The following is a 24,725-nucleotide window of genomic DNA, read 5'->3' on the forward strand; positions in this document are numbered from 1 at the left end:
CGCCCCCAGGGAACCGCACATCCCCCAGATGACAGAGGAGAGGGGCCTTGTCCCTGCGTACGCACACCCTCCGGCTCGTACTCTGTGCCGTCCTGCTGGCCGTCGCCCTCACCGCCGGGTCCGTCGCTCTGGGCGACACCGGCGGCCCGGCTCGGCGGGAGGACCCCGCTCGCTGGGCGGCGGTCGCCATGGCTCATGTCGAGCAGGCCAGGACCGACGGTGACCCGGCGCACTATCCGAAGGCGGAGCGGGCGCTGAAGCGGTCCTTGGCCCTGGCTCCCGGCAACGATCAGGCGATCGCCGGACGGGCCGCGCTCGCCGCCGCCCGGCACGACTTCGGGTCGGCGCTCGCCGATGCGGAGCGGGCGCTGAAGGGCAATCCCTACAACGAGCGGGCGCTGTGCACCCGTATCGACGCGCTCGTCGAGCTCGGGCGGTACGACGAGGCCGCGCGGGCCGCCGAGGTGGCCGACGAACGGCGGCCGGGCGTACCGGTGTTCACGCGGTTCGCGTATGTGCGCGAGCTGCGGGGTGATGTGCGGACCGCTCGGCGGGTGCTGGAGCAGGCGCTCGCCGGGGCGGCCACCCGCGGTGACGTCGCGTACGTCGCCACCCAGCTCGGCCGACTGGCCTGGGAGCAGGGGCAGTACGGGCTCGCGCTGCGGCACTTCGGGCGGGCGCTGGCCGCCGACGGCGATTATGTGCCGGCGCTGGAGGGGCGGGCCCGGGCGAAGGCGGCGAGCGGCGACCGGGCGGCCGCGGTCAGGGAGCTGGAGGCGCTTGTCGCGCGGGCGCCGCTGCCCGGGCCGCTGGTGGCGCTGGGCGAGCTGCACGAGGCGCGGGGCGACAGGGCGAGGGCGCGTGAGCAGTACGCCCTGGTGGACGCCTGGGCCGGGCTCGCCCGCGCGGGCGGGGTGGGTGCCGACCTGGACATCGCCCTCGCCGGGGCCGACCACGGCGACCGGGCCGCCGCGCTGCGGGCCGCCCGCGCCGAGTGGTCCCGCCGCCGTACCGTGCACACAGCGGACGCTCTCGCCTGGGCGCTGCACGTCAACGGCCGTGACGCCGAGGCCCTGCCGTACGCGCGCCGGGCCACGGCCACCGGGTACCGCAGCGCGGCCCTGCTCTTCCACCGGGGGATGATCGAGCTGGCCACCGGCCACCGGGCCGAGGCCCGCGCGTGGCTGGCGGCGGCTGTGGAGCTCAACCCCGGCTTCTCGCTGCTCGGTGCCCGGACGGCCCGTGCGGCGCTGGAGACGCTGGAGGCCGCCGCGTGACCGCCCGTCGCCTGCTCGCCGGTTCCGCCGCCGTCCTCACCGCGGCCTGCGCCCTCGTCCTCGGGCCGGTCGCCGGCACGCACGCGCATCCCCTCGGCAACTTCACCGTCAACCGCTACGACGGTCTGGTCGCCGCCCCCGGCGAGCTGCGCGTCAGGCATGTCGAGGACCTCGCCGAGATCCCGGCGACACAGGCCCGGCCCCGGATCGAGCGGTCGGGTCTGGCCGGGTGGGCCCGGGAGCGCTGCGGGGCGGCGGCGCGGGACAGCGAGGTGGCGGTGGACGGGCGCCGGGTCGCCGTCACGGTCACGTCGAGCCGGGCGCGCGTGCTGCCCGGTCAGGCGGGGCTCGACACCCTGCGGGTGGAGTGCGGGCTCAGGGCACCGCTGCCGCGGGGCGAGAGCGTGGCCGTCGGGTTCCGGGCGGCGGGCGCGTCGGCCGGGCCGGGGTGGCGGGAGGTGACCGCGCGGGGCGACCGTATGACGCTCACCGCGTCGGACGTGCCGCGCACATCGGTCTCGGGCGAACTGACCGCCTACCCCGAGGAGTCGCTGTCCTCGCCGGCCGGCACCGCGACCGCGTCCCTGTCGGTGCGGCCGGGCGGCCCGGCCCTGGCGGAGGACCGGCGGGAGGCTCCCGGCGCCGCGGTACTGCCGCGTGGCGCCGACCGCTTCACCCAGGCCCTTGAGGCGCTGGTCGCCCGCCGCGGCCTCACCCTCGGCTTCGCCGCGCTCGCCCTCTGCGCGGCCGTGGGCCTGGGCGCCCTGCACGCGCTCGCGCCCGGCCACGGCAAGACGCTGATGGCGGCCACCGCGGCGGCCCACGGCGGCCGGGCCCGCATGCGCGACGTGCTGCCGCTCGCCGCGTCGGTCACCGTCACCCACACCCTCGGTGTGGTCGCCCTCGGCCTCCTCGTCACCGCCGGCTCCGCCGCCACGCCGTCGGTCATCGGCTGGCTGGGCCTGGCGAGCGGGGCGCTGGTGGCGGGGGCGGGCCTGAGCCTCGTACGACGGGCGTGGCGAGCGCGGGTGCACCGGCGGATTCCCCAGGAGGTTCCGGAGCGCGTCCCCGTCCTGGCGGGGGCACACCCGCACGAGCACACGCACCACCAAGAGCCCGCTCACCACGGCGGGCAGGCTCACCACGACGGGCAGGCTCACCACCACGCGCACGATCACCACCACGGGCCCGCTCACCACCATGGGCCCGCTCACCACCGCGCGCACGCTGACCACCACACGCACACTCATCTGCACCACGGCGTCAGCCACTCTCACCCCACCGCCCCCACCCTCCGCGGCACCCTCCTCCTGGGTTTCGCCGGCGGGCTCGTGCCCAGCCCCTCCGCGGTGGTCGTGCTGGTCGGCGCGGCGGCGCTGGGGCACGCGTGGTTCGGGCTGCTGCTGGTCGTCGCCTACGGGGCGGGGCTGGCGCTGACGCTCACCGCGGCGGGGTTCGCGGTCGTGCGGCTCGGCGGGCGGGCCGTGAGCGCGTTCGAGCGACGGCCGCGGTGGGCGGCGCACCCGTGGGCGAGGGCGGCCCGCGGCACGCTCCCCCTGGCGTCCGCCGGGGCCGTCGTGCTGCTCGGTGCCGGAATGCTGCTCAAGGGGGCGGCATCGGCATTCGGCTGAGCTACTTTTGGGGAGAAATCAGACGGGACCTGATCGGACGGGACATGGCTCCCGCGACTGCGATAGGGGGTGCCCGTGTCGACGTCACCCGGCGGTGAGCGTGTGCTCGCGGGCCGCTACCGGCTGCTGTCCCCGCTCGGCGAGGGCGGGATGGGTACGGTGTGGCGGGCCCGTGACGAGGTGCTGCGGCGCGAGGTCGCCGTCAAGGAGGTGCGCGCGCCCGCCGGTCTGCCCGCCGCCGATGTGCAGCGGCTGTACGCCCGGCTGGAGCGGGAGGCGTGGGCGGCGGCCCGGGTGGCGCACCGCAATGTGGTGACGGTGTACGACGTGGCGAGCGACGAGGGCCGCCCGTGGATCGTGATGGAGCTGGTCCGGGGCATCACGCTCGCCGAACTCCTGGACGCCGAGGGCCCGTTGGAGCCGCGGCGGGCGGCGGCGATCGGTGCGGAGGTGCTGTCCGCGCTGCGGGCCGCGCACGAGGCGGGGGTGCTGCACCGGGATGTGAAGCCGGGCAATGTGCTGCTGGCGAACGACGGGCGGGTGGTGCTGACCGACTTCGGGATCGCCATGGTCGAGGGCAGTTCGGCGCTGACCATGACCGGGGAGGTCGTCGGCTCGCCGGAGTTCCTGGCGCCGGAGCGGGCGCTGGGCCGCACTCCGGGGCCGGCGTCGGACCTGTGGTCGCTGGGCGTGCTGCTGTACGCGTCGGTCGAGGGCGTCTCCCCGTTCCGCCAGGACACGCCGATCGGCACGCTGCGGGCGATCGTGGACGACGAGCTGCCGCCGCCGCGCCGGGCCGGTGCCCTGGGACCGGTCATCGAGGGGCTGCTGCGCAAGGATCCGGCGCAGCGGCTGCCGGCGGAGCAGGCGGAGCGGGAGCTGCGGATCGTGGGCGCGGGAGGCAGTCCGCGCGCGGACACCGTGCGCGCGGCCCCGTACGCACCGCCGGTGCCCCCGCGGGAGGAGACGCCGACGCCGGTGCACCCGGTCGCGGCCGGTACGGCGGCGACCCCGGCCGAGGAACCGCCCCGGAGCGGCCGGCGTGCCGCCGTGGTGCTCGTCGCGGGCCTGCTGCTGCTGGCGCTGGCGCTCGCGGGGCTGACGTACGCCCTGCTGAACCGGGAGGACGGCGACGGGACCGCCGGGGGCGGCGGCGCGCCGAGCCGTACGGCGTCGGAGGTCTCGCCGACGCCGAGCGGGACGGGTGAGCCGACCCCGACCGAGGAGGAGCCGTCGCCCACGCCGAGCCGGAGCAGTGCGAGCCCGTCGGGCACCCCGTCGCCGCAGTCGGTGCACGCGACCGTCGCGGGAGTGCGGACGGACTACACGGGCACCTGTCCGCCGGAACGGGCGCAGGCGCCCTCGTTCACGGCGACGTTCACGGTGGGGCGGCTGCCGGCGCGGGTGGAGTACCGCTGGGTGACGGCGGACGGCGAGGTCATGGACGGCGGCTGGCAGACGCTGTCGCTGCCGGAGGGCGGCCCGCGGTCCGGTCAGGACACGGTGATCGTGACGACCGAGGCGCGGGAGGGGACGTACCGCGGCGAGTTGGGCGTGCAGGTGCGGGAGCCGGTGCGGATGCGGTCCGAGACGGTGGCGTTCTCGGTGACGTGTGCGCGGGAGGAGACCCCGACGGGCGGGGCCTCCCCTTCCGCGACGCCTTCCGAGTGATGACGGTCCACCCTTACGAGCGAGGGCGGTCCCTCACTGCTGACACCCTGCGGGTGACGCCGGCCGCTCGCGTGTGACGTGCCGCGTCCGGTCAGTCGTTGCTGTTCAGGACCGGCAGATAGCCGCCCGACTGGCCGGGGGCGGTCGGGTGGTAGGACTCGCCGATGTTGAACCAGTTGACGCTGTGCAGCCAGGAGCTGCCGGAGCAGATCTCATGGCCGGTGAAGGTGGGGCGCACGTCGCCGAAGACGAACCCGTGGGCGGCGGCGCGCCGGGCGATGGCGCTGTTCAGATGGTCGGAGGCGCCGTTGATGGCGGCGCGCTTGGTCTCGGACAGGCCGAGGCAGCTGGTGCCGAGCTTGTAGAAGCGGGGGTAGCCGAGGACGACGACCCGTGCAGAGGGGGCACGGGTGCTGATCGCGTTGTAGACGTTGTCGAGTTTGCCGGGGAGCGTCGTGTCGACGTACGCCTTGGCGGTGTTGATGCGGTCGATGCAGGCGCTGTCGGACTGGAGCACACAGGTCGTCATGACGTCGGCGAAACCGGCGTCGTTGCCGCCGACGCTGATGGAGACCAGGCCGGTGGAGGAGTTGAGCGGGCCGAGCTGGCCGGCGAGGACGTCGTCGGTGCGGGCGCCCGAGCAGGCCGTGAAGCTGAAAGAGGACGGGGAGTTGGCGGCGGCCCACAGGTAGGGGTAGGCCCTCGTGCTGCGCTTGCAGTCGCCGCTGGAGCTGATGTAGCTGCCCGCGCCGACGCCGGAGGAGTAGGAGTCGCCGAGCGCCACGTAGGAGACGGCGGCGGTCTCGGCGGCCTGTGCCGCGGCGGACCCGGTGAGGGCGCTGCCGGCGGCCAGGAGGACCGAGCTGACGAAGACGACAAGTCGGGAACGTCTCATGGAACCTCCCTTTAGCAGGATCTCTGCTGTGACTGTCGTAGCAACTACGCGTGTTGACGGGAAGTGTCCATGCCAAGAAATGTGATGCCTTTTCAGTAGCACCGCATCCCGTTCACCTCCCGTTCGATTACGTGGGCATGTCATCTTTGTTGACTGATCATCAACTCCCTTGATCCGACCGGGTGGTTCACCCAGGCTGGATCCGCGCGAACAACCGCGCATCCCCCACAGGCGCGCTCCCCACCCGGGCGCGCGCCGCCCAGAGGAGGACTCCCTCGTCATGGCACAACTGCGGAGCAACAAGGTCCGGCTCGCCGCGATCACCGGGGTGGCGACCGCCGCCCTCGTCGGCGGACTGACCGCCCTCCCGGCCCAGGCCGCCCCCGCCGAGGGCCGCGTGCTGGCGGCCGGCTCCCCCACGGCCGTCAAGGACAGCTACATCGTCACCCTGAAGAAGGGTGCGGGCCTCAAGGCGTCCTCGGCCGACGGCAAGGACCTGATCAAGCGTTACGGCGGCACGATCAAGCGGACGTTCGGCGCCGCCCTCAACGGCTACGCCGCCACCCTCTCCGCCACCGAGGCCCGGCGGCTGGCCGCCGACCCGTCCGTGGCCTCGGTGGAGCAGGACCAGGTCGTGAAGGTCGCCGACACCACGCAGTCGAACGCCCCCTGGGGCCTGGACCGCGTCGACCAGACCTCGCTGCCGCTGTCCGGCACCTACACCTACCCCGACAGCGCGGGCACCGGCGTCACGGCGTACGTCATCGACACCGGCGTACGCATCACCCACTCCCAGCTCAGCGGGCGGGCCTCCTACGGCTACGACGCCGTCGACGGCGACACCACCGCCGCCGACGGCAACGGCCACGGCACCCATGTGGCCACCACGATCGCGGGCTCCACGTACGGCGTCGCCAAGAAGGCGAGAATCGTCGCCGTACGGGTGCTGAACAACAGCGGCTCGGGCACCACCGCGGGAGTCGTCGCCGGCATCGACTGGGTGACCCGCAACCACAGCGGCCCCTCCGTGGCCAACATGTCGCTGGGCGGCGGCGCGTCCACCGCGATCGACACGGCCGTACGCAACTCCATAGCCAGCGGCGTCACCTACGCGGTCGCGGCCGGCAACAGCAACGCCAACGCCTCCTCCTACTCCCCGGCCAGAGTCGGTGAGGCCATCACGGTCGGCGCCACCACCAGCACGGACGCCCGCGCGAGCTACTCCAACTACGGCTCCGCGCTGGACCTGTTCGCCCCCGGCTCCTCCATCACGGCGGGCTGGCACACCTCCGACACCGCCACCAACACCATCTCCGGCACCTCGATGGCCACCCCGCACGTCGCGGGCGCGGCGGCCGTCTACCTCGCCGGGCACACCTCGGCCACCCCGGCCCAGGTCGCCTCGGCGCTGGTGAACGGATCCACCACCGGAAAGGTGACCAGCGCCGGCACCGGCTCGCCCAACCGGCTGCTGAAGATCGTCCCGTGACCCTGAGCAAGCCACGGTGACCTGCGTGTTCCCCGGGGGCCCCACTCCCTCCGGGGAACACGCGTTTGCTCCGGGGAGGTCCGCTCGGCACGTTCTCGCCGTCTTGACGCCCGTGGCGGGCTGCGCGACATTGAAGCCCGGCATCCGGCGCTTCGGGGGGAAACGTCGCCATGCGGATCATTCATGAGCACTCGGAGGAAAACCGGCGTGAGGCAGGCTGCCGGACCGCGGCGGCGGACGACGCCGAGCGGGCGGGGACCGGGCCGGGGAGGGACCTGGTCGCGCTGCTCGCGGGTGCCGCCACGGCCGCCGCCGGGGCCGGAGCGCTGCTCGCACTGGGCGACCCCGGTTCGCCGCTGCGCGGCCCGCTCGCCCTGTTCTTCCTTCTCGCCGCACCGGCCACGGCCATCGCCGTCGTCCTGCCCGGGACCGATCCGCTGGGCCGGGTGATCGCCGCGCTCGGCGGTGCGATCGTCCTCGACCTGCTGGTGGTCCAGGGCCTGCTGGCACTGCGTCAGTGGTCGGTACGCGGCGGGATCGTGACCGTCGCCGCGATCAGTCTCCTGCTGCTGCTGACGGTGCCCCTGCGGCGTCTGCGGGAGCACGGGGCGCGCGGACGGGACGTATGACGCCGCCGGGCCCGCGTTCCGCCCGAGTCGCTCCGTCGGCGGCAGCGGCGGGGCGCGACCCGAAGGGGAAACCGGGTGCACACCGGGCACTTGTGGCGGATCATGGCGGCATGTCAGCTCACCCGCAGGACGCCCTGCCGATCCGGCTCAACGTCGACGACTCCGACTCCCCGTCCGACGTCGTCGACGCGCTGTTCCTCGGCCGTTTCGCGACGGGCGAGCAGCCGTACTCGCACGCGGCCAACATCGACCGCGTGCGCGCGGGCGCGACCCTGCTGCCCGCGGGCGCCCGGGTGCTGCGCGTGGCCCGCGACGACGACCGCAGCGCCACCCTCGCCGAGGGCGACGGCTGGACACTGCTGGTCTCCCGCTGGAACCGCGGCGCCGATGTCACGGTCACCGCGACCAGCGCCGAACTCGCCGCCGAGATCCTGGACCGGGCCACCGACGGCGCGGCCGACGAGCCCGAACCCCAGCCGGAGAACGTGACGATGGGGTTCTGGTACGTCTCCCCCCGCCGCGGCCCGCACCGCACCACCCGGCAGATCTCCGCGGGCACCTGGGAGGAGGTCCGCCCCAACTACACGGCCCCGGTGGCGGATGCGATGGACCGCCTGATGAAGACGACCCCGGAGGACATCGCGGGCCGCCTCCTGCTGCTGCACGGCCCGCCCGGCACCGGCAAGACCTCCGCGCTGCGCACGCTGGCCCGGTCCTGGCGGGACTGGTGCCAGGTGGACTGCGTCCTCGACCCCGAGCGGCTGTTCTCCGACGTCGGCTACCTCATGGACATCGCGATCGGCGAGGACGACTCCACCGGCAAGGGCCGCTGGCGGCTGCTGCTCCTGGAGGACTGCGACGAGCTGATCCGCGGCGAGGCCAAGCACACGGCGGGCCAGGCCCTGTCCCGGCTGCTCAATCTCACCGACGGTCTGCTCGGCCAGGGGCGCAACGTCCTGGTCGGCGTCACCACCAACGAGGACCTGGAGCGCCTGCACCCCGCCGTCGTCCGGCCCGGCCGCTGCCTCGCCCGCATCGAGGTGGGGAAGCTGACCCGCGAGGAGGCCGTGGGCTGGCTCGGCACCGAGGAGGGCGTGGCCCGCGACGGGGCGACCCTGGCCGAGCTCTACGCCCTGCGCCGGGGCACCTCGCCGACCTCGCTGCCGGAGCCACGGGGCGATGCGGACGCGGGACTGTACCTCTGAGTGCTTTGATGGGGGTATGACCCTGTACGTCGGCACCTCGGGCTGGCAGTACAAGGACTGGCGCGGCGTCCTGTACCCGGCCGGCCTGCCCCTGCGGCTGTGGCTGGAGGAGTACACCGCCCACTTCGCCACCGTCGAGCTCAACAACGCCTTCTACCGTCTGCCGTCCCGCGAGAACTTCGAGGCGTGGCGCGACCGGGTCGCCCCGGACTTCGTCGTCGCGGTGAAGGCCAGCCGCTACCTCACCCACATCAAGCGCCTGAAGGACCCCGCGGAGCCGGTGGAGCGCCTGATGACCCACGCCGAGGGGCTCGGGCCCCGGCTCGGCCCGGTCCTCCTCCAGCTCCCGCCCACCCTCAAGGCCGACCCCGGCCTCCTGGACGCCTGCCTGGCCCGCTTCCCGTCCTCGACCCGCGTCGCCGTCGAACCGCGCCACGACTCCTGGTGGACACCCGAGGTCCGCGCCGTCCTGGAGTCCCGAGGCGCCGCCCTGTGCTGGGCCGACGTCCGCGCCCGCCCCGTCGCCCCCCTGTGGCGTACGACGGACTGGGGCTACGTCCGCTTCCACCAGGGCCGCGCGAAGGACTGGCCCCGCTACGGCCGCCAGTCCCTCACGACCTGGGCCGAGCGCATCGCGGCCACCTGGACGCCCGCGCAGGACGTGTACGCGTACTTCAACAACGACCCGAACGCGGCGGCGGTGAAGGACGCGAAGGTCTTCGCCAGCGCGGCGGAATCCCTGGGCCTGACGCCGACCCGCACCCCGTGACCGCCTTCCGTCGGTCGCGGTCGGCCCTTCCCGCCACGACGGCGACCGGCGGTGCCGGACCCCGCTCAGCGCCCGTAGACGGCGCGTACCGCGTCCCGCGCCGCGGCCAGCGCCTCCTCGGGCGACGCCCCCAGCCGGCGGGCCAGCTCCGCATAGGCCCGCCCCTGGGACGCCAGCTCCCGCTCCACGGCCGAGCCCGCGGCGGCGACATACGTGCCGTTGCGCCCCCGCGTCTCCACGACGCCGTCCCCCTCCAGCACCCGGTACGCCTTGGCGACCGTGTTCACCGCCAGCCCCAGCGACTCCGCCAGCCCCCGTACCGTCGGCAGCCGGTACCCCACCGGCAGCGCCCCGGACCGCGCCTGCTCGGAGATCTGCGCCCGCACCTGCTCGTACGGCGGTACGCCACTGTCGTCGAGGTGGATCTGCAAGCTCACAGCCCGATTGTCCCGCAGCCCCCGCGAAAATGAGCGGCACGAGGACACCCCGCGCCCGTAACGTGCGGCCCCATGACAGTCATCGTGCGCGAGATCCGCCCCGACGCCCCGGCAGACCTCGACGGCTTCACCGCCGTCCGGCACAGCGCCCTCCCGTTCTATCTGATCACCGCGGACTCCCTCGCCCACGACCTGACCCGCTCCCACCCCGACGCCCACTACCGGGCCCTCGTCGCGGAGCAGGACGGCGAGATCATCGGCACGGCCGAGGTCGGCCTCGCCTACGACGCCCCGGAACCGGGCCAGGGCTACGCCCATGTGTACGTCCACCCGGACCGCACCGGACGCGGCGCCGGCACCCTGCTGGTCCGCACGGCCGAGGAGTACCTGGCCGGCGTGGGCGCGACCCGGTCGTACACCTGGGTCCTGGACGAGCCCGGCAACCGGGCCTTCGCCGAGCGGCACGGCTACCGCGCCGGCCGCTCCGCGCACTTCCTGCGCCTGGACCTGGCGCACGGCACCCTGCCGCCGCTCCAGGACCCGCCGCCCGGCGTCGAGCTGCGCACGGGCGCCGACTTCGCGGACGACCCGCGCCCGCTGTTCGCGCTGGACGCGGAGGCCACCGAGGACGAACCGGGCGACGTGGGCGCCGAGTTGGCGGACTACGAGGCGTGGCTGGAGGAGATCTGGCGGCATCCGCTGAACGACCTGGAGCTGACGGTCGTCGCGGTCGCCGACGGCCGCCCCGCCGCCTTCTCCGCGGCCCGCACCGACGGCGCCGGCCGCTACGGCAGCGCCATGACCGGCACGGCCCGCGCCCACCGCGGCCGCGGCCTGGCCAAACTCGCCAAGAACCACTCCCTGCACCGGGCGCGCGCCGCCGGGTACTCGGAGGCGTTCACGGGCAACGACACCGGCAACGGGCCGATGCTGGCGATCAACAAGTGGTTCGGATACGACGTGTGCGCGACGGAGGTGCGGTATGTCCGCGAACTGGGCTGAGGCGGCCCCCGAGGTGGACGTGGTCCTCGTCAAGGCGGGCCGGACGAAGATCCGGTACCGGGCCGCGCTGCTGGCGGACGACGGCACCCGGATCGCCGTGCGCGCCCCCTGGGCGGGCGAGGGCGTACGGGACTTCGGCTTCGTGCGCTTCGAGCCCGGCGACGTCTTCACCGAGTACTACTGGCGGGACCGCTGGTACTCGGTGAAGGAGGTCCGCGATGCGCGCGGGGCCCTGAAGGGCTGGTACTGCGACATCACGCGCCCGGCCGTGCTCTCCGGCGGCGAACTGGTCGTGGAGGACCTCGACCTGGACCTGTGGCGGTCGGCCGACGGCAGCGATGTCCGCCGTCTGGACGAGGACGAGTTCGCCGAGAGCGGCCTGGCCGAACGGGACCCGGAGGCGGCGGCCGCGGCGGTGGCCGCGCTCGACGCGCTGGAGGTGTCCGCCACCGCCGAGGGCGGGCTGGAGTCGCTGCTGGCCTGAGGCACGTACGGCCGAGTCGCTGGCCGCCTGAGGCGCGTACGGCCACGGTCGCTGGCCGGCCTGAGCCACGTACGGCCAGGGTCGGTCACACCACCGCCACCACCGCGTACCGCTCGTCCGTCACCGCCTTCCCCCACAGCACCGCGTCCTGCGACAGCCGCTCCACGCGGACCCGCGCGGCGAGCGGGGCGAGGAGGGCGGTGAGCCGGCCGGCGGGGATGCCGACCGGTGCGAGGGTGCCCCAGACGCCCTCCACCAGCACCATCCGGCCGCCCGGCCGCAGCAGCCCCCGCCAGTGGCGCAGGGCGCGGCCGGGGTCGGGCAGGGCCCACAGGACGTGCCGGACGAGCAGCACGTCGTAGAGCCGCTGTCCGACCGGGGGTGCTGCCGCGTCACCGTGCAGGAACAGCGCGTCACGTCCGGCGAGTTTGGCGCGGGCCCGCTCGACCATGGCCGGGGAGGCGTCGACACCGGTCACCCGATGTCCCTGCTCGGCGGCGAGCAGCGACAGGCTGCCGGTGCCGCAGCCGAGGTCGAGCAGGTCGCAGGGGCCGGGCGGCAGCCAGTCGCGCAGCCGTCCGGCCCAGGCCCGGCGCACCTCGGGGTCGCGCAGGCCGTGGTCGGGTTCGTCGTCGAAAGAGGCCGCCTCGGCGTCCCAGTCCACACGCGCCGCGCTCGCGCGGTCACCGACATCGCTCATGACCCCAGCCTGACAGCCGCCACTGACAATGCGGATGGTGACGGGCACCACTGACAGAAGCGGTCACGATGGGGAACTCTCGCCAAAAGCGTCTACCTCCGTGAGAACGCGGGAACCCGGTAGATCGCTCAAGGAGGCAGCCATGCGCCGTGAGACCGTGCAGAAGCCCCTGAAGAAGACGGACGCCCGTCGGATCCGCGAGGAGGCCGAGGAACGGCCCGGTGGGCGACCGGAGATACGAAAAGACATCGCACGCGTGTGGTGGCCGGAGGCGCCGTGAGACCCGGTCAGTCCAGACGCTTGCGGTAGTGGATGCGGTCGTAGGGCCCGTCCACGCGCCGCTCCACGACCTCGTATCCGTACCTGGGATAGATCTTCTGGTTCTCCCACATCATCGCGTTGGTGTAGAGCCTGACCTCGGGCAGGCCCAGCGCACGCGCGCGTGCGTCGACGAACCGCAGCAGCCGTCCCCCCACGCCCCGTCCATGGGCGTCGGGGTGGACGGCGATGCTGTCGAGGAACAGATGGTCCTCGCAGACGTCCAGCACGACGAGCCCGACGACCGGCTCCCCCGTGACGAACACCCGCCCCGCGGCCACGTCCGCCGCGTGGTCGGCCTCCATGGGCTGCGGCACCACTCCGATGCGCTCGATGTAGGGGTGGTAGGCGGCGTCGGTGACGGCCTTCACGGCCGGTGCGTCGGCGGCCGCGGCGGGCCGGATCTCGTCGTGCGTCATGGCCGGAACGCTACCGACCTGATCGCAGTCTGAGCACGCCCTTAACGGCACCATAAGGATCTCCGTCAGCGGCCGTACGCAGGCGTTTTCACGGTTTCCTGGGGTCAGCTTCCGCTTGCCGCCCCCTGTTGAGGAGACCGCCGATGCCCGCACGCCTGAAGGCCGCCGCCACCGTCACGGCCCTCGGTCTGGCCCCGTTCGCCCTGACCGCGCTGTCCGCCGCGCCCGCGGCCGCGCACGGTTCCATGGGGGACCCGGTCAGCCGGGTCGTCCAGTGCTACGCGGAGGGACCGGAGAGCCCGGAATCGGCCGCGTGCGAGGCGGCCGTGGCCGCGGGCGGCACGCAGGCGCTCTACGACTGGAACGGCATCCGCATCGGCGACGCGGCCGGCCGCCACCGGGAGCTGATCCCCGACGGCAGGCTGTGCAGCGCGAACGCCGAGCAGTTCAAGGGTCTCGACCTGGCCCGCGCCGACTGGCCGGCCACGAGCGTGAGCGACGGGTCGTACACCTTCAAGTACCGGGTGACGGCCCCGCACCGAGGCACCTTCACGGTGTATCTGACGAAAGCCGGTTACGACCCGGCGAAGCCGCTGGCCTGGGATGACCTGGACCTGGAGCATCCGGTGGCGACGGCGACCGATCCGGCGGCGTCGAACGGCTTCTACACGTTCTCCGGCACGCTCCCGGAGCGCTCGGGCCGCCATGTCCTGTACGCGGTGTGGCAGCGCTCGGACAGCCCGGAGGCGTTCTACTCCTGCTCGGACGTCGACTTCGGCGGCGACCGGGCGCCGGCCAAACCCGCGCCGAGCGCCCCCGCGGAACCCGCGCCGAGCGCCTCCGCGCCTTCCGAGGAGCAGATCGAGGCCGGCGCGAGAAGTCGACCGTGGAGAACCACGGCCATGGTGACGACGACGCGCACACCTCGGCCGAGCCGGTCGCCGCGCGGGACGACTCCTCGGCCAACCGCCCCAAGGCGGCCGCCGCCGGACAGAACCTCGCCGAGACCGGCGGCGGGGCACGGACGGCGTACGTCGCGATGGGAGGCGCGGCCACCCTGGCACTGGGCTCGGCGGTGCTGTTCGCCACGGCTCGCCGGCGCACCGCGGGCGGCGGTCGGCACGGCCGCTGACCGGGAGGACTCCGGGACCTGACCGGCGGCTCAGGCCGGTCAGGTCCCGGTGGACGCCGGTGCGCCGGACGGCTCGTCAGCTGAAGACCGACGCGCAGGTGGTCGGGGTGGCGTGCGCCGGGTCGAGCGCGTTGGCCACCTCGTGGAAGGCGATCCGGTCGATCAGCCCGATCGCCAGGTGCTCGGACAGGTCGAGCGCGCACAGGTTCTGCAGCAGCACATTGCGTACGTTCGGCCCTTCCAGCCAGCCGCTGCTGTACGGCGTGACGACCTGGTCGTACTTGGTGGCGATGACGGTGTAGCGGACGCCCGGCACGGTGTCGCCGCCCTGGTTGAGCTTGGTGAGGAACGCGGACCCGGCGATCTGGTCGGCGAGGCCCGGAGTGGCCGTGGACAGCAGGTCCTCGGCGCCGGGGAAGTACGGCAGCAGCTTGGTCAGGCCGTTCAGGGTGGTGCCGTGGTTGTCGGGGGCGATGCCGATCAGGGCGTTCACCTCGGCGGCCCCGCCCAGGAACTTCAGGTAGTAACGGGGCATCATGCCGCCCTGCGAGTGCCCGACGAGGTCGGCCTCGGCGGCGCCGGTGGCGGCGAGCACCCGGTCGACGAACGCGTCGAGCTGCTCGGCCGACTTGTCGACGGGTCCGAGCCCGTGGAAGAAGGGGACGCCGGGCAACTGGCCGTAGTCCAGGGAGAAGACGCAGTAGCCGCGCTTGGTGAGATAGGGCGCCAGGCCGAGCCAGTTGTCGACGGAGTTGCCGAACGTGCCGTGGACCAGCACGACAGGGCGGGGATGGGCGGCCGACGGCTTGCAGGTCCAGTCGTTCCAACCGCTCGACGGGGAGTCGGCGTGCGCGGCCGTCGCGCCGGGAACGACGGCGACCGCGGCGGCCAGTACCAGTGCGGAGAGGGATCTGAGCAGGCGTTTCCAGGGCAGCATCGGGTGATCTCCTTGCGGCTCAAGGGAGTGGGGACTGCCGAACGCCCTGTGATCCGGATCACGGGATGCTGTTCACTGGTCAAGTTACGAACGAGTAGCCGCGGAGGGAAGTTACGCGTCAGTAAAAACTTCCAGTGCTAACCAACCTCGACCGCCGCTCCAGCGCCGGGAGACGACAGCACTACCAGGCGGGCCGCACAGGCCCTCCGGGCGCGATCCGCAGCAGCCGGGCGGTCAGCCCCCGCACCTCGGCCTCCCCCAGCACCTCGCCCCACCCGCGCACCACCTCGGCGGCCGCCTCCTCCGCCGCCCGCGTGCACGCCCACCCCAGCTCCGTCAGGACGACCAACCGCGCCCGCGCATCCAGGGGATGCGGCCGCCGCTCGGCGTACCCCTTGCGCACGATCTCCTCGACCAGCTGGCTGGCGGCCTGCTTGGTGACCCCGAGATGGGCCGCGAGCTCGGTCACGGTCGCCCCGTCGGGTGCGAGCCGGGCGAACGCGAAACCGTGCGCCGGCCGCACCCCCTCGAACCCGCGGGCCACGACCCCGTCGTGGATGCGTTGCGTGAGCTCGCCCGCGACGGCGAGCAGGGCGGCCGTGAGAGTCAGCGCTTCGGAGTTCTGCACCCCGGCATTGAAACACCCTTGACGAGACGGTCAAGCAGCTTGACCATATAGTCAACCTACTTGACCATCTGCACCTCGGAGGCCCCGTGCCCGTCATCCGCTCGTCCGACGCCACCACCCACGAGATCCACGGCGCCCGCTTCGTCTCGTACGCCAACCCCCGCACCGGCAGCAGGGAACTCTGCGCCTGGCGCGGCGAGATCCCAGCCGGCACCAAGGCCCCGGCTCACACCGTCAGCCGCGAGGAGATCCTCCTGCTGCTGATCGGCGAGCTGCGGGTCACCCTCGACGACGTCACCGACCACCTCACCGCGGGAGACACCCTGATCATCAACCCGGGCGCCACCCTGACCGTGGAGAACCCGACCGCCCACACGGCGATCACCTGGGTCACGACATCGGTGGGCCTGGAGGCGCACACGAGCGACGGCACCCGCATCACGCCCCCCTGGGCCAACTGACCTGGCGGGGCGTGCCGGCCGTACGGCTACGCCGCCAAAGACCCCGGAATCACAGCCCTGGGCCCGAACTTGGCCCGGGCCCGGTCGGCGACCTCCTCGATCCTCCGCACCTTCTCGTCCACCGGGTCGAACAGGAGCTGGTGCGAGGCCGTCTCCGCCCCCGCCAGCCCCTCCGCCCGCAGCACCACCACCCGCACCCGGGCCCGCTGAAGACCGAGCGCCTCGTACATGCCGTACGCCGTCCGGGTCAGCTCCGCCGAATGCGCGGTCGCCTCCTTCAGCGTCCGGCTCCGCGTGGTGGCCGACCGGTCGGCGTACCGCACGGTGAGGGTCAGGGTGCGGCACACCTTGCCGACCGCCCGCAGCCGCGCACCGAGCTCCTCCGCGGCCGACAGCAGAGCCCGCCGATGCCGCTCGGGATCGACCTCGTCCCGCGAGAAAGGCCGCTCCGCGACGAGGGACCGGGAGACGGCGTTCGGCACGACCCGACCCCGGTCCACCCCGTTCGCCTTCTCGTGCAGCTCGCGCCCCGCCTTCGCCCCGACCAGCCGCTGGAGCGTGGACAGGGGCGCGGCGGCGACCCGCCCGAGGGTGTCCAGGCCGTACTCGCCCAGGGTGCGGGCGGTCGACGGGCCGACCCCCGGCAACGCGGCCACGGGCTGACCGGCGAGGAACTCCCGGACGCCCTCCTCCCCCTCGGGCACCGCACACGTCACCCCCGGCCGGGCCCCGCGCAGCGCCATGCGGGCCAGCATCGGGCCGGGCCCGGCGCCGATCACGCAGTCGACGCCGTGCAGCGCGAGGGCCCGCACCCGGATCACCGAGGCCAGTTCGACGGCGCTGCGCCCGAAGTACCGTTCGGCGCCGCTCAGATCGGCCAGCGCCCCGTCGGGCGGCAGCGCCTCGACGACCGGCGTGAACTCCTCGAGCAGCCCGAGCAGACCGGGCAGGGCCGCCTCGTACATCGGCGGCAGCCGGAAACGTACGCAGAGGATGGTCATCCCGCACTCCCAGGGCTCTGGTGCCACAACTTCCTTGCCGCGGAAGGCCCTTGTGGGGCCTCCTGCCCCGCGGGCCGCAGATCGGCCCACGGATGCAGCTCGTATCCGGTCGGCAGACGGATGCGCCGCCCACCGGTCGGGTCCCCCTCCCCCGCCTCCGCAACCGGCTCCGCCAGCCGGGCCGCGACCTCGTCGAGGCCGCCCTCGGCCCGCAGTTCGACCAGCTCGGCGAGGTTCCAGGCGGCGGCGCCCACCACACTGAGGCTGCGCGGTCCGCGCCGCTGCACCACGCCCCGTACCAGCAGCAGCCACGAATGGAAGACGGTGTGGGCGCACGCGTCGTGCGAGTCGTCGAAGAAGGCGAGGTCGACCAGGCCCGTCCCGTCGTCCAGCGTCGTGAAGATGACCCGCTTGCCGGACCGGATCGGCGGTGTCTGGGTGGCCGCCTTGGCGCCCGCGACCAGCACGGTCTCGCCGTGCCGCGCCTCCCGCAGCCGGCGTGCGCTGACCACGCCCAGCTCCCCGAGGAACTCCCGGTGCTCGTCCATGAGATGGCGCGAGGCGTCCATGGACAGCACCCCCAGCTCGGCACTGAGCTTCTCGGCGTCCGACAGATCGGGCAGCCCCGCGGAGGCCGTCTTGCGCCCGCCGGTCAGCGGGAGCTGCCCCCCGCCGCCCCCGCGCGCCCCTCGGTGCAGCTCGGTCAGGTGCAGCTGAAGATCACGCCGGTTGGCGCCGAACGCGTCCAACGCCCCCACCTGGGCGAGCCGCCCGGCCACCGGACGGCTCGGCCGGGCCCGCTCCCAGAAGTCCAGCAGCGAGGCGTAGGGCTGCCCGTCGGCGATCCGCGCCGCCTCGGCCTCGCTGATGCCGTGCACATCGGAGAGGGAGAGCCGCAGTCCCCAGGAACCGGACACCAGTTCGATCCGATGGGCGACACCCGACCGGTTCACGTCCAACGGCAGCACCGGCACCCCGCGCCGCCGCGCGTCCGCCAGCAGCAGCCGCTTCGGATACATGCCGGGGTCATGCGTGAGCAGCCCGGCGTAGAAGGCGGCCGGGTGATGCGCCTTCAGCCAGGCCGACTGATAGGTGGGCACGGCGAAGGCGACCGCATGGGCCTTGCAGAACCCGTACGACCCGAATGCCTCGACGATCTCCCATGTCCGCTGAATCGTTTCTGCGTCGTACCCCCGAGCCGCCGCGTGCTGCGCGAACCACACCTTGATCCGCCCCTGCGACTCGGCGTCGGACAGCCCGCGCCGCACCCGGTCGGCCTCTCCCCGCCCGCAGCCGGTCATGATCGCCACGATGTCGATGATCTGCTCGTGGAAGACCACGACCCCGTAGGTGTCCCGCAGCGGCTCCTCCAGGTCCGGATGCGGACAACGCACCGGCGCCCGCCCGTGCCGGGCCTCGATGAACGGCCGCACCATGTCGGCGGCGACGGGCCCCGGACGGAAGAGGGAGATGTCCACCACGAGGTCATGGAAAGTGGAGGGCTGCAGCCGCCCCACCAGATCCCGCTGCCCCGGCGACTCGATCTGGAAGCACCCGAGCGTCTCGGTGGACCGGATGAGCCGGTAGGTCGCCGGGTCCCCCTCCGGCAGCGCGTCCAGATCGACCCGCTCCCCGGTCACCCGTTCCACCTCCGCCACCGCGTGCGCCATCGCCGACTGCATCCGCACCCCCAGCACATCCAGCTTGAGCAGTCCGAGGTCCTCCACGTCGTCCTTGTCGAACTGCGACATGGGGAACCCCTCCCCACTGGTGGGCATGACCGGCGTACGCGACAGCAGCGAGCCGTCGGAGAGCAGCACCCCGCACGGATGCATGGCGACACCGCGCGGCAGGGCGTCGAGCGCCTCGACCAGCTCCCACAACCTCCCGTGACGCTCCCGCTCCCCCGCGAGCTGCTTGAGCTCGGGCAGCTCTTCCAGCGCCGCACGGGCATCGCGGGCCCGAATGTGCGGGAACGACTTGGCGATCCGGTCGATGTCGGCGGGATCCATGGACAGCGCGGCCCCCACGTCCCGGATCGCGTGCCGCACCCGATACGTCTCCGGCATGGCGACCGTGGCCACCCGCTCGGTCCCGAACCGCCCGATGATCGCCCGGTAGACCTCAAGCCGCCGAGCGGACTCCACATCGATGTCGATATCCGGCAGAACGAGCCGCTCCTTGGACAGGAAACGCTCCATGAGCAGCCCGTGCTCGACCGGATCGGCGTGCGCGATGCCCAGCAGATGATTGACCAGAGAACCGGCACCGGACCCCCGAGCGGCCACCCGGATCCCCATGTCCCGTACGTCATCGACTACTTGAGCGACCGTCAGGAAATAAGAGGCGAACCCATGATGGGCGATGATGTCCAGCTCATGGTGCATCCGCTCCCAGTAGGAACGACGGCCGGCATAACCGTGCCGCACCATGCCCGCCACCGCCCGCGAGGCGAGCGCCCGCTGGGCGGTACGACGCCCCGCACCGACCAGATGCGGCTCCGGAAAATGCACGGTCCCCATCCCGAGGTGCTCCTCGGGATCGACCAGGCACTCGGCGGCCACGGCCTGCGTCTGCTCCACCAGCCGATGCGCGAGATCCCGCCGGAACCCCGCGGCCTCCACGATCCGCTCGGCCACCCCCAGCATGGCCCCGGCGTCCTTCAGCCACGCCTCCCCCGAGTCCAGCCCCTTGCCCGGATCGATCGGCACCAGCCGCCGGGCGGCGTCCAGCACATCGGCGACCGGCCCCTGTCCCGGATCGGCGTACCGCACGGCATTGCTGAGCACGGGCGGGACACCCTGCTCGGCGGCGAAGCCCACGGTACGGGCGGCCAGCCGCAGAGACCCGGCCCCCGTCCCCTGGCGCCCATGCCACACGGCCTCCAGCCGCAGCGCGTCCCCGTACACCTCACGCCAGGGAGCGAGCAGCGCGGCCGCCCGGTCCGGACGCCCGGCGGCAAGGGCACGGCCCACATCGGAATCGGGCCCGAGCAGCACGGTCAGCCCGTCGGCGTGGTTGTCGGCCCAGGTCAGCAAGGGGGTCTCCGGGGACGCATGGGCGGCGGTGACGAGCCGGCACAGATCGGCCCACCCCCGGGCACCGTCCCGGGCGAGAAACAGGACACGCGGCGCCGACTCGTCGACGAAGGCACCCCCACGCACCGGCGTACGCCGCCGCCGTACGGCCTCGTCGCGACGCACCACGTCCGGCCGCGCGACGGCCAGATCGACGCCGAACAACGGACGGATGCCCGCCTTGGCACAGCTCTTGGCGAACCGGACAGCACCGGCAAGAGTGTCGCGATCGGTCAGCGCGAGGGCGTCCATCCCCCGCTCCGAGGCACGCTCGGCCAGCCGCTCCGGATGCGAGGCCCCGTACCGCAGCGAGAACCCGGAGACGGTGTGCAGATGCGTGAACCCCGGCATCCGCACCTCCCACTCTCGAACACCCGTTCCAACCTGCTCACCCCCACCATAGACCAAAACCCGAACACATGTACGACAACCGTTCGGCCGCCTCCCACCTGCGCAAACGCCCCCCACCCCAGACCGTGGGGACATGACACAGAGCACCCTCTCCGAGGTGAAGGACGCCGTCACTCCACGGGCCACGCTGCTGGTGATCGGCGTCATCGCCCTCCAGCTGCTGTTCATCGCCTCCTACGTGGGCGCCCTGCACGACCCCAAGCCGAAGGACGTCCCCTTCGGCGTGGTGGCACCCCCCGCCGCGGCCGAACAGGCGGTCACCCGCCTGGACGACCTCCCCGGCTCCCCCCTGGACCCCCGCACGGTCCCCGACGCGGCGACGGCCCGCGAGCAGATCAGAAACCGCGACATCGACGGCGCGCTGATCCTCGACCCGGCCGGCACCACCGACACCCTCCTGGTCGCCTCCGGCGGCGGCACCGTCCTCGCCACCGCGCTGGAGACGCTCACCACCACCCTGGAGCGGACCCAGGGCCGCACCCTGCGCACCCAGGACGTGGCCCCCGCCTCACCCCAGGACTTCGACGGCCTCTCCTCCTTCTACCTGGTCGTCGGCTGGTGCGTCGGCGGCTACCTCTGCGCCTCGATCCTCGCCATCAGCGCCGGCGCCCGCCCCGCCAACCCCACCCGAGCCGCGATCCGCCTCACCGCCATGGCCCTCGTCTCGATCATCGGCGGCCTCGGCGGCGCCGTCATCGTCGGCCCCATCCTCGACGCCCTTCCCGGCAGCGTCGTCTCCCTCTGGTGGCTCGGCGCCCTCATCACCTTCGCCGTCGGCGCCGCCACCCTCGCCCTCCAAGGCATCTTCGGCGTCATCGGCATCGGCCTGGCGATCCTCCTCGTCGTCATCGCCGGCAACCCCAGCGCGGGCGGCGCCTTCCCCCTCCCCATGCTTCCCCCCTTCTGGCAGGCCATCGGCCCGGCCCTGCCCCCGGGCGCCGGCACCTGGGCCGCCCGCTCCCTCGCCTACTTCGACGGCAACGACACGACCCCCTCCCTCCTGGTCCTGTCCGCGTGGGCCCTGGCCGGCATCGCCATCACCCTCCTCGGGGCGACCCTGCGAAGACGGAGAGAGGCGCCCTCCCAGCGGGCGGCCTGATCGCCGTACACGACGACAGGCCGTCACGGGCTGGCCGCGCCCCTTGGGGACATGCAGTCGCCCACGGCGAGAAGCCACCAAGCACGGTGGGCGTCGGAAAGCCGCCGACGGCGGGAAGGGGACGTGCCGGGGGGTGTCCGCCCGCAGCGGCCGGCGTCCATCTCCAGTCACCCTAAGTCCCAAGAGCACCGCCGGACCGAGGACGGACACCCCCCGGCGCGGCCCCGACCCACAACCCACCGCCATGCGCTACACAAGCCCCCACCGAACGCGAGCAGGCCGCCGCAGGCATCCACCCACCCACCCGCACCCGAACACGAAGCCCGCAGGCCCCCGCACACAAAAGTCCCGCCCCTCACGCACGGGGCGGGACTTCACCGGAACGAACAGACGGATCAGCCGATCTGCGCCCCCGTAGCCGACAACGCCTCGGTCACCGGCTGGAAGAACGTCTCCCCACCGGAGGTGCAGTCACCGCTGCCACCCGACGTGAGCCCGATCGCCTTGTCCCCGGAGAACAACGACCCACCGCTGTCCCCGGGCTCGGCGCACACGTCGGTCTGGATCAGCCCGTTGACGATGTCACCGTTGCCGTAGTTCACCGTGGCGTCCAGCCCCGTGACCTTGCCGGAGTGCACCTGCGTGGTCGAACCGCTGCGGGTGACCTCCATGCCGACGGTCGCCTCGGCCGCCCCGCCGATCGCCTGCGTCGAGCCGTTGTAGAGGTTCACCTCACTCGGATGGTCCACCTCGGCCGTGTACTTGACCAGCCCGTAGTCGTCACCGGGGAAGCTGGACACCTCGTTCTCCCCGATCACGTTCCCGGACGAGTCCGACCACGTGGTGATCCCCTCCGTGCAGTGCCCGGCGGTCAGGAAGTACGGCTCCCCGCCCTTGACCACGTTGAACCCGAGCGAGCAACGGCCGCTGCCGTCGGTGATGGCGTCACCACCGGCGATGAAGGGCTTGAACTCCCCCTTCGTCCGCTGGAGTTCGACGGTCCCTCCCAGCCCCTCCACGACCTCGGAGAGCTTCGCCCACTCGGCGTCGGAGACCGTCCGGTCGGCGGTGACGACGACCTTGTTGGCCGTCGGGTCGGTCACCCAGGCGGTACCCGGAATGGTCGCGTCCTGCTTCAGCGTGGCACGCGCGCTCTTCAGCTCGGCGAGGGAGTTCTCGACGATGCGCGCCTTGGCTCCGGCCTCCTCGACGACCTGCGCGGCAGCCTCGTCGAGAACGTTCACCACGAGGTTCTTCGCCTGCGCGTCGTAGTACGTTCCCGCCGCGTCGGCGCCGAGGTCCTGGCCGAGCAGCGAGGCGAGCTTTCCGGCCGCGGGCGCGGAGAGGGTCTTCAGCTCCACGCTGTCCGTGCTCTCACTCGCGTTCGCACTCTGGAAGGTGACACCCGCGGCCACCAGCGCGGCGATACCCGCGCCCGCCACGGCGGCCCGCCGCCTGGGTATGCGTCGGTGCTTCAACTCACGTCCTCCTGTGGGGGGTCGATTCCGCAGGCTATGGGGGCCTGTCGGAACCGGAAGGCTTGGTTGACGGGCGCCTACTCTTCCGAACCCCACAGGGAGCACACAAGGTCGACTTCAGGACGCGCGTACGCCAACCTCCGTACGCCCCCTGGGCCTTGTACGCCGGTGGTGTCCACGACCGCCCCACTGGAGCCACACAGAAAATTCGCACTGCAAACACTACGGGCGAGTAACCGAACCCGGACCGTAACGTCTGGTCCTGGCTTGAATTCACCCCTGCACGGAAACCGCGAAGAGGACCACGGAAACCCTCCACACAACGGAAACCCTCCACACAACAGAAAGCCCCCGCACGCCGATTGACGTGCGGGGGCACACAGCTCAGCCGAAACCGGACCCGAAACCGAAACCGGACCCGACTCCGAACCCGAACCCGAAGCCTCAGTAGACGCTGACGCCGTACGCGCCCAGAGCCTCCGTGACCGGCTGGAAGAACGTCGTGCCGCCGGAGGAGCAGTTACCGCTACCGCCGGAGGTCAGACCGTAGGCGACACCGTTGCTGCCGTAGAGCGGCCCACCGGAGTCCCCGGGCTCGGCGCACACATTGGTCTGGATCATCCCGTACACGATGTCCCCGCCACCGTAGTTGACCGTCGCGTTGAGCGCGGTCACCCGCCCGGTGTGCGTACCGGTGGTGGACCCGGAACGGATGACGTTCGTGCCGACGGCGGGCGTGGCCGCACTGGTGATGTCCACGTTGCCCGCGGTCCCGGGCTTGGTGATGGACGTGTTGCTGTACCGGACGATCCCGTAGTCGTTGGTCGGGAAGCTCGACCCCGTGGTGGGACCGAGGACCGTGGTACGGCTGGAGTTGGCGTACCAGGTGCCCGCACCGTCGGTGCAGTGACCGGCGGTCAGGAAGAAGGAGGTGCCGCTGCTGTTGCGGACGTTGAAGCCCAGGGAGCAGCGCCAGCTGGACGCGTAGATGGCGTCGCCGCCCTTGATGAGCTTGTTGAACTTGCCGGGCGTGCGCTTGACGGTGAGCGCGTCGGCGTTGGCGCCGGCCTGCTTCTTGATCTTCGCGAGCTCGGCCCGGGAGACCGTGCTGTCGACGGTGAGCAGGACGCGGTTGGTCTTGCTGTCGACGGCCCAGGCGGTGCCGGGGACGTCGGCCTTGAGCACCGCGTCGGCGGCACTCTTGAGCTGGGCCGCGCTGAACGTGGTGGCGTCGGATGCGTTCGCGCTGGGGATCGCGATCGCGGCCGCGGCCACGAGACCGGTGGTGACGGCGGTCAGCCGGGCACGTCTCGAGAAGCCGCTGCGGGGGGTGGTGCGCTCGATCCTCACTTTTCGTTCCTCCACAAAGGAAGTCGGGGGCCCGCGTGGGGTCGGGGCCCGTGAGGCGCAGCCGGGAGCAGTTGTCCGGATTCCGAACACGTCGTGCCCCTGACAAGCGCTGCGGAGGAGTATTCGGCCGCACGGCCGACCGACGCAAGGGCGCCTTTCGGCCGTGCGACTTTCAACTGCTGTCCGTTCCACGCGCGTCCATCAGGGACGAACCGGGCACATGGA

The 24,725-nt window shown here is 72.8% G+C and carries 22 protein-coding genes and 1 pseudogene; 13 read left to right on the forward strand and 10 right to left on the reverse strand.

Annotation, left to right across the window (positions count from 1 at the left end; genetic code table 11):
• The first annotated feature begins 47 nt into the window (after positions 1 to 47).
• From ACSU6M_RS07050 to ACSU6M_RS07060, 3 genes are all read left to right on the forward strand, one after another.
• Positions 48 to 1,277, forward strand: coding sequence for a tetratricopeptide repeat protein (locus ACSU6M_RS07050; RefSeq protein ID WP_437067963.1), 1,230 nt, complete (start codon positions 48 to 50; stop codon positions 1,275 to 1,277).
• The gene (locus ACSU6M_RS07055; protein WP_437067964.1) at positions 1,274 to 2,908 is read left to right on the forward strand and encodes a nickel transporter; all 1,635 of its coding nucleotides are present in this window, start codon (positions 1,274 to 1,276) and stop codon (positions 2,906 to 2,908) included. The genes ACSU6M_RS07050 and ACSU6M_RS07055 overlap by 4 nt, the downstream gene beginning before the upstream one ends.
• Positions 2,909 to 2,983: 75 nt before the next feature.
• Entirely contained in the window at positions 2,984 to 4,579 is a 1,596-nt protein-coding gene (locus ACSU6M_RS07060; protein WP_437067966.1) for a protein kinase domain-containing protein, read from the forward strand.
• A 91-nt stretch (positions 4,580 to 4,670) separates the two neighbouring features.
• Here ACSU6M_RS07060 and ACSU6M_RS07065 read toward each other — a convergent pair whose 3' ends face one another.
• A complete protein-coding gene (locus ACSU6M_RS07065) occupies positions 4,671 to 5,474 on the reverse strand; it encodes an SGNH/GDSL hydrolase family protein (RefSeq protein ID WP_437067967.1) in 804 nt (267 codons plus the stop codon).
• A 280-nt stretch (positions 5,475 to 5,754) separates the two neighbouring features.
• Here ACSU6M_RS07065 and ACSU6M_RS07070 point away from each other — a divergent pair, with 280 nt between their 5' ends.
• From ACSU6M_RS07070 to ACSU6M_RS07085, 4 genes are all read left to right on the forward strand, one after another.
• Positions 5,755 to 6,963: a S8 family peptidase gene (locus ACSU6M_RS07070; RefSeq protein WP_437067968.1), complete on the forward strand. Its 1,209-nt coding sequence runs from the start codon at positions 5,755 to 5,757 to the stop codon at positions 6,961 to 6,963.
• Positions 6,964 to 7,133: 170 nt separating this feature from the next.
• Positions 7,134 to 7,592: a hypothetical protein gene (locus tag ACSU6M_RS07075; RefSeq protein ID WP_437067969.1), complete on the forward strand. Its 459-nt coding sequence runs from the start codon at positions 7,134 to 7,136 to the stop codon at positions 7,590 to 7,592.
• A 110-nt stretch (positions 7,593 to 7,702) separates the two neighbouring features.
• Positions 7,703 to 8,797, forward strand: coding sequence for a DUF5925 domain-containing protein (locus tag ACSU6M_RS07080; protein ID WP_437067971.1), 1,095 nt, complete (start codon positions 7,703 to 7,705; stop codon positions 8,795 to 8,797).
• A 16-nt stretch (positions 8,798 to 8,813) separates the two neighbouring features.
• A complete protein-coding gene (locus ACSU6M_RS07085) occupies positions 8,814 to 9,566 on the forward strand; it encodes a DUF72 domain-containing protein (RefSeq protein WP_437067972.1) in 753 nt (250 codons plus the stop codon).
• Positions 9,567 to 9,631: 65 nt separating this feature from the next.
• Here the strand turns inward: ACSU6M_RS07085 and ACSU6M_RS07090 are convergent, their stop codons facing one another.
• Positions 9,632 to 10,003, reverse strand: a complete 372-nt coding sequence (locus ACSU6M_RS07090) for a GntR family transcriptional regulator (RefSeq protein ID WP_437067974.1) — start codon at positions 10,001 to 10,003, stop codon at positions 9,632 to 9,634.
• A 72-nt stretch (positions 10,004 to 10,075) separates the two neighbouring features.
• Here ACSU6M_RS07090 and ACSU6M_RS07095 point away from each other — a divergent pair, with 72 nt between their 5' ends.
• Positions 10,076 to 11,005: an N-acetyltransferase family protein gene (locus tag ACSU6M_RS07095; protein WP_437067975.1), complete on the forward strand. Its 930-nt coding sequence runs from the start codon at positions 10,076 to 10,078 to the stop codon at positions 11,003 to 11,005.
• A complete protein-coding gene (locus ACSU6M_RS07100) occupies positions 10,986 to 11,489 on the forward strand; it encodes a DUF402 domain-containing protein (protein ID WP_437067977.1) in 504 nt (167 codons plus the stop codon). The genes ACSU6M_RS07095 and ACSU6M_RS07100 overlap by 20 nt, the downstream gene beginning before the upstream one ends.
• An 85-nt stretch (positions 11,490 to 11,574) precedes the next feature.
• Here ACSU6M_RS07100 and ACSU6M_RS07105 read toward each other — a convergent pair whose 3' ends face one another.
• A complete protein-coding gene (locus ACSU6M_RS07105; RefSeq protein WP_437067978.1) occupies positions 11,575 to 12,189 on the reverse strand; it encodes a class I SAM-dependent methyltransferase in 615 nt (204 codons plus the stop codon).
• Between the two features lie 142 nt (positions 12,190 to 12,331).
• Here ACSU6M_RS07105 and ACSU6M_RS07110 point away from each other — a divergent pair, with 142 nt between their 5' ends.
• Entirely contained in the window at positions 12,332 to 12,469 is a 138-nt protein-coding gene (locus tag ACSU6M_RS07110) for a hypothetical protein (protein ID WP_437067980.1), read from the forward strand.
• A gap of 7 nt (positions 12,470 to 12,476) precedes the next feature.
• Here ACSU6M_RS07110 and ACSU6M_RS07115 read toward each other — a convergent pair whose 3' ends face one another.
• Positions 12,477 to 12,926, reverse strand: coding sequence for a GNAT family N-acetyltransferase (locus tag ACSU6M_RS07115; RefSeq protein ID WP_437067981.1), 450 nt, complete (start codon positions 12,924 to 12,926; stop codon positions 12,477 to 12,479).
• Positions 12,927 to 13,069: 143 nt separating this feature from the next.
• Here ACSU6M_RS07115 and ACSU6M_RS07120 point away from each other — a divergent pair.
• Positions 13,070 to 14,058, forward strand: a pseudogene (locus ACSU6M_RS07120) (lytic polysaccharide monooxygenase).
• Between the two features lie 76 nt (positions 14,059 to 14,134).
• On the opposite strand, the gene ACSU6M_RS07125 reads toward ACSU6M_RS07120, so the two are convergent.
• On the reverse strand, positions 14,135 to 14,995 hold the full coding sequence (locus ACSU6M_RS07125) for an esterase/lipase family protein (RefSeq protein WP_437067983.1): 861 nt from the start codon (positions 14,993 to 14,995) through the stop codon (positions 14,135 to 14,137).
• Positions 14,996 to 15,176: 181 nt separating this feature from the next.
• Positions 15,177 to 15,623, reverse strand: a complete 447-nt coding sequence (locus ACSU6M_RS07130; RefSeq protein WP_437067985.1) for a MarR family winged helix-turn-helix transcriptional regulator — start codon at positions 15,621 to 15,623, stop codon at positions 15,177 to 15,179.
• An 86-nt stretch (positions 15,624 to 15,709) separates the two neighbouring features.
• Here ACSU6M_RS07130 and ACSU6M_RS07135 point away from each other — a divergent pair, with 86 nt between their 5' ends.
• Positions 15,710 to 16,084, forward strand: coding sequence for a cupin domain-containing protein (locus tag ACSU6M_RS07135; RefSeq protein WP_437067986.1), 375 nt, complete (start codon positions 15,710 to 15,712; stop codon positions 16,082 to 16,084).
• A gap of 26 nt (positions 16,085 to 16,110) precedes the next feature.
• On the opposite strand, the gene ACSU6M_RS07140 is transcribed toward ACSU6M_RS07135, so the two are convergent.
• Entirely contained in the window at positions 16,111 to 17,085 is a 975-nt protein-coding gene (locus ACSU6M_RS07140; RefSeq protein ID WP_437067988.1) for a DNA polymerase Y family protein, read from the reverse strand.
• On the reverse strand, positions 17,082 to 20,513 hold the full coding sequence (locus tag ACSU6M_RS07145; protein ID WP_437067990.1) for a DNA polymerase III subunit alpha: 3,432 nt from the start codon (positions 20,511 to 20,513) through the stop codon (positions 17,082 to 17,084). The genes ACSU6M_RS07140 and ACSU6M_RS07145 overlap by 4 nt, the downstream gene beginning before the upstream one ends.
• A 133-nt stretch (positions 20,514 to 20,646) precedes the next feature.
• On the opposite strand from ACSU6M_RS07145, the gene ACSU6M_RS07150 reads away from it, so the two are divergent.
• Entirely contained in the window at positions 20,647 to 21,672 is a 1,026-nt protein-coding gene (locus tag ACSU6M_RS07150; RefSeq protein ID WP_437067992.1) for a DUF3533 domain-containing protein, read from the forward strand.
• Between the two features lie 395 nt (positions 21,673 to 22,067).
• Here the strand turns inward: ACSU6M_RS07150 and ACSU6M_RS07155 are convergent, their stop codons facing one another.
• The gene (locus ACSU6M_RS07155; protein WP_437067993.1) at positions 22,068 to 23,150 is read right to left on the reverse strand and encodes a S1 family peptidase; all 1,083 of its coding nucleotides are present in this window, start codon (positions 23,148 to 23,150) and stop codon (positions 22,068 to 22,070) included.
• Positions 23,151 to 23,594: 444 nt separating this feature from the next.
• Positions 23,595 to 24,500: a S1 family peptidase gene (locus ACSU6M_RS07160; protein ID WP_437067995.1), complete on the reverse strand. Its 906-nt coding sequence runs from the start codon at positions 24,498 to 24,500 to the stop codon at positions 23,595 to 23,597.
• Positions 24,501 to 24,725 lie beyond the last annotated feature (225 nt).

Source organism: Streptomyces sp. enrichment culture, from assembly GCF_964272895.1.
Taxonomy (GTDB): domain Bacteria; phylum Actinomycetota; class Actinomycetes; order Streptomycetales; family Streptomycetaceae; genus Streptomyces.

Coding starts and splice junctions, on each gene's coding strand:
- ACSU6M_RS07100 (WP_437067977.1), top strand. CDS start 10,986: ATGTCCGCGAACTGGGCTGAGGCGGCCCCCGAGGTGGACGTGGTCCTC.
- ACSU6M_RS07075 (WP_437067969.1), top strand. CDS start 7,134: ATGCGGATCATTCATGAGCACTCGGAGGAAAACCGGCGTGAGGCAGGC.
- ACSU6M_RS07070 (WP_437067968.1), top strand. CDS start 5,755: ATGGCACAACTGCGGAGCAACAAGGTCCGGCTCGCCGCGATCACCGGG.
- ACSU6M_RS07085 (WP_437067972.1), top strand. CDS start 8,814: ATGACCCTGTACGTCGGCACCTCGGGCTGGCAGTACAAGGACTGGCGC.
- ACSU6M_RS07150 (WP_437067992.1), top strand. CDS start 20,647: ATGACACAGAGCACCCTCTCCGAGGTGAAGGACGCCGTCACTCCACGG.
- ACSU6M_RS07125 (WP_437067983.1), bottom strand. CDS start 14,995: ATGCTGCCCTGGAAACGCCTGCTCAGATCCCTCTCCGCACTGGTACTG.
- ACSU6M_RS07140 (WP_437067988.1), bottom strand. CDS start 17,085: ATGACCATCCTCTGCGTACGTTTCCGGCTGCCGCCGATGTACGAGGCG.
- ACSU6M_RS07105 (WP_437067978.1), bottom strand. CDS start 12,189: ATGAGCGATGTCGGTGACCGCGCGAGCGCGGCGCGTGTGGACTGGGAC.
- ACSU6M_RS07095 (WP_437067975.1), top strand. CDS start 10,076: ATGACAGTCATCGTGCGCGAGATCCGCCCCGACGCCCCGGCAGACCTC.
- ACSU6M_RS07080 (WP_437067971.1), top strand. CDS start 7,703: ATGTCAGCTCACCCGCAGGACGCCCTGCCGATCCGGCTCAACGTCGAC.
- ACSU6M_RS07145 (WP_437067990.1), bottom strand. CDS start 20,513: ATGCCGGGGTTCACGCATCTGCACACCGTCTCCGGGTTCTCGCTGCGG.
- ACSU6M_RS07115 (WP_437067981.1), bottom strand. CDS start 12,926: ATGACGCACGACGAGATCCGGCCCGCCGCGGCCGCCGACGCACCGGCC.
- ACSU6M_RS07110 (WP_437067980.1), top strand. CDS start 12,332: ATGCGCCGTGAGACCGTGCAGAAGCCCCTGAAGAAGACGGACGCCCGT.
- ACSU6M_RS07065 (WP_437067967.1), bottom strand. CDS start 5,474: ATGAGACGTTCCCGACTTGTCGTCTTCGTCAGCTCGGTCCTCCTGGCC.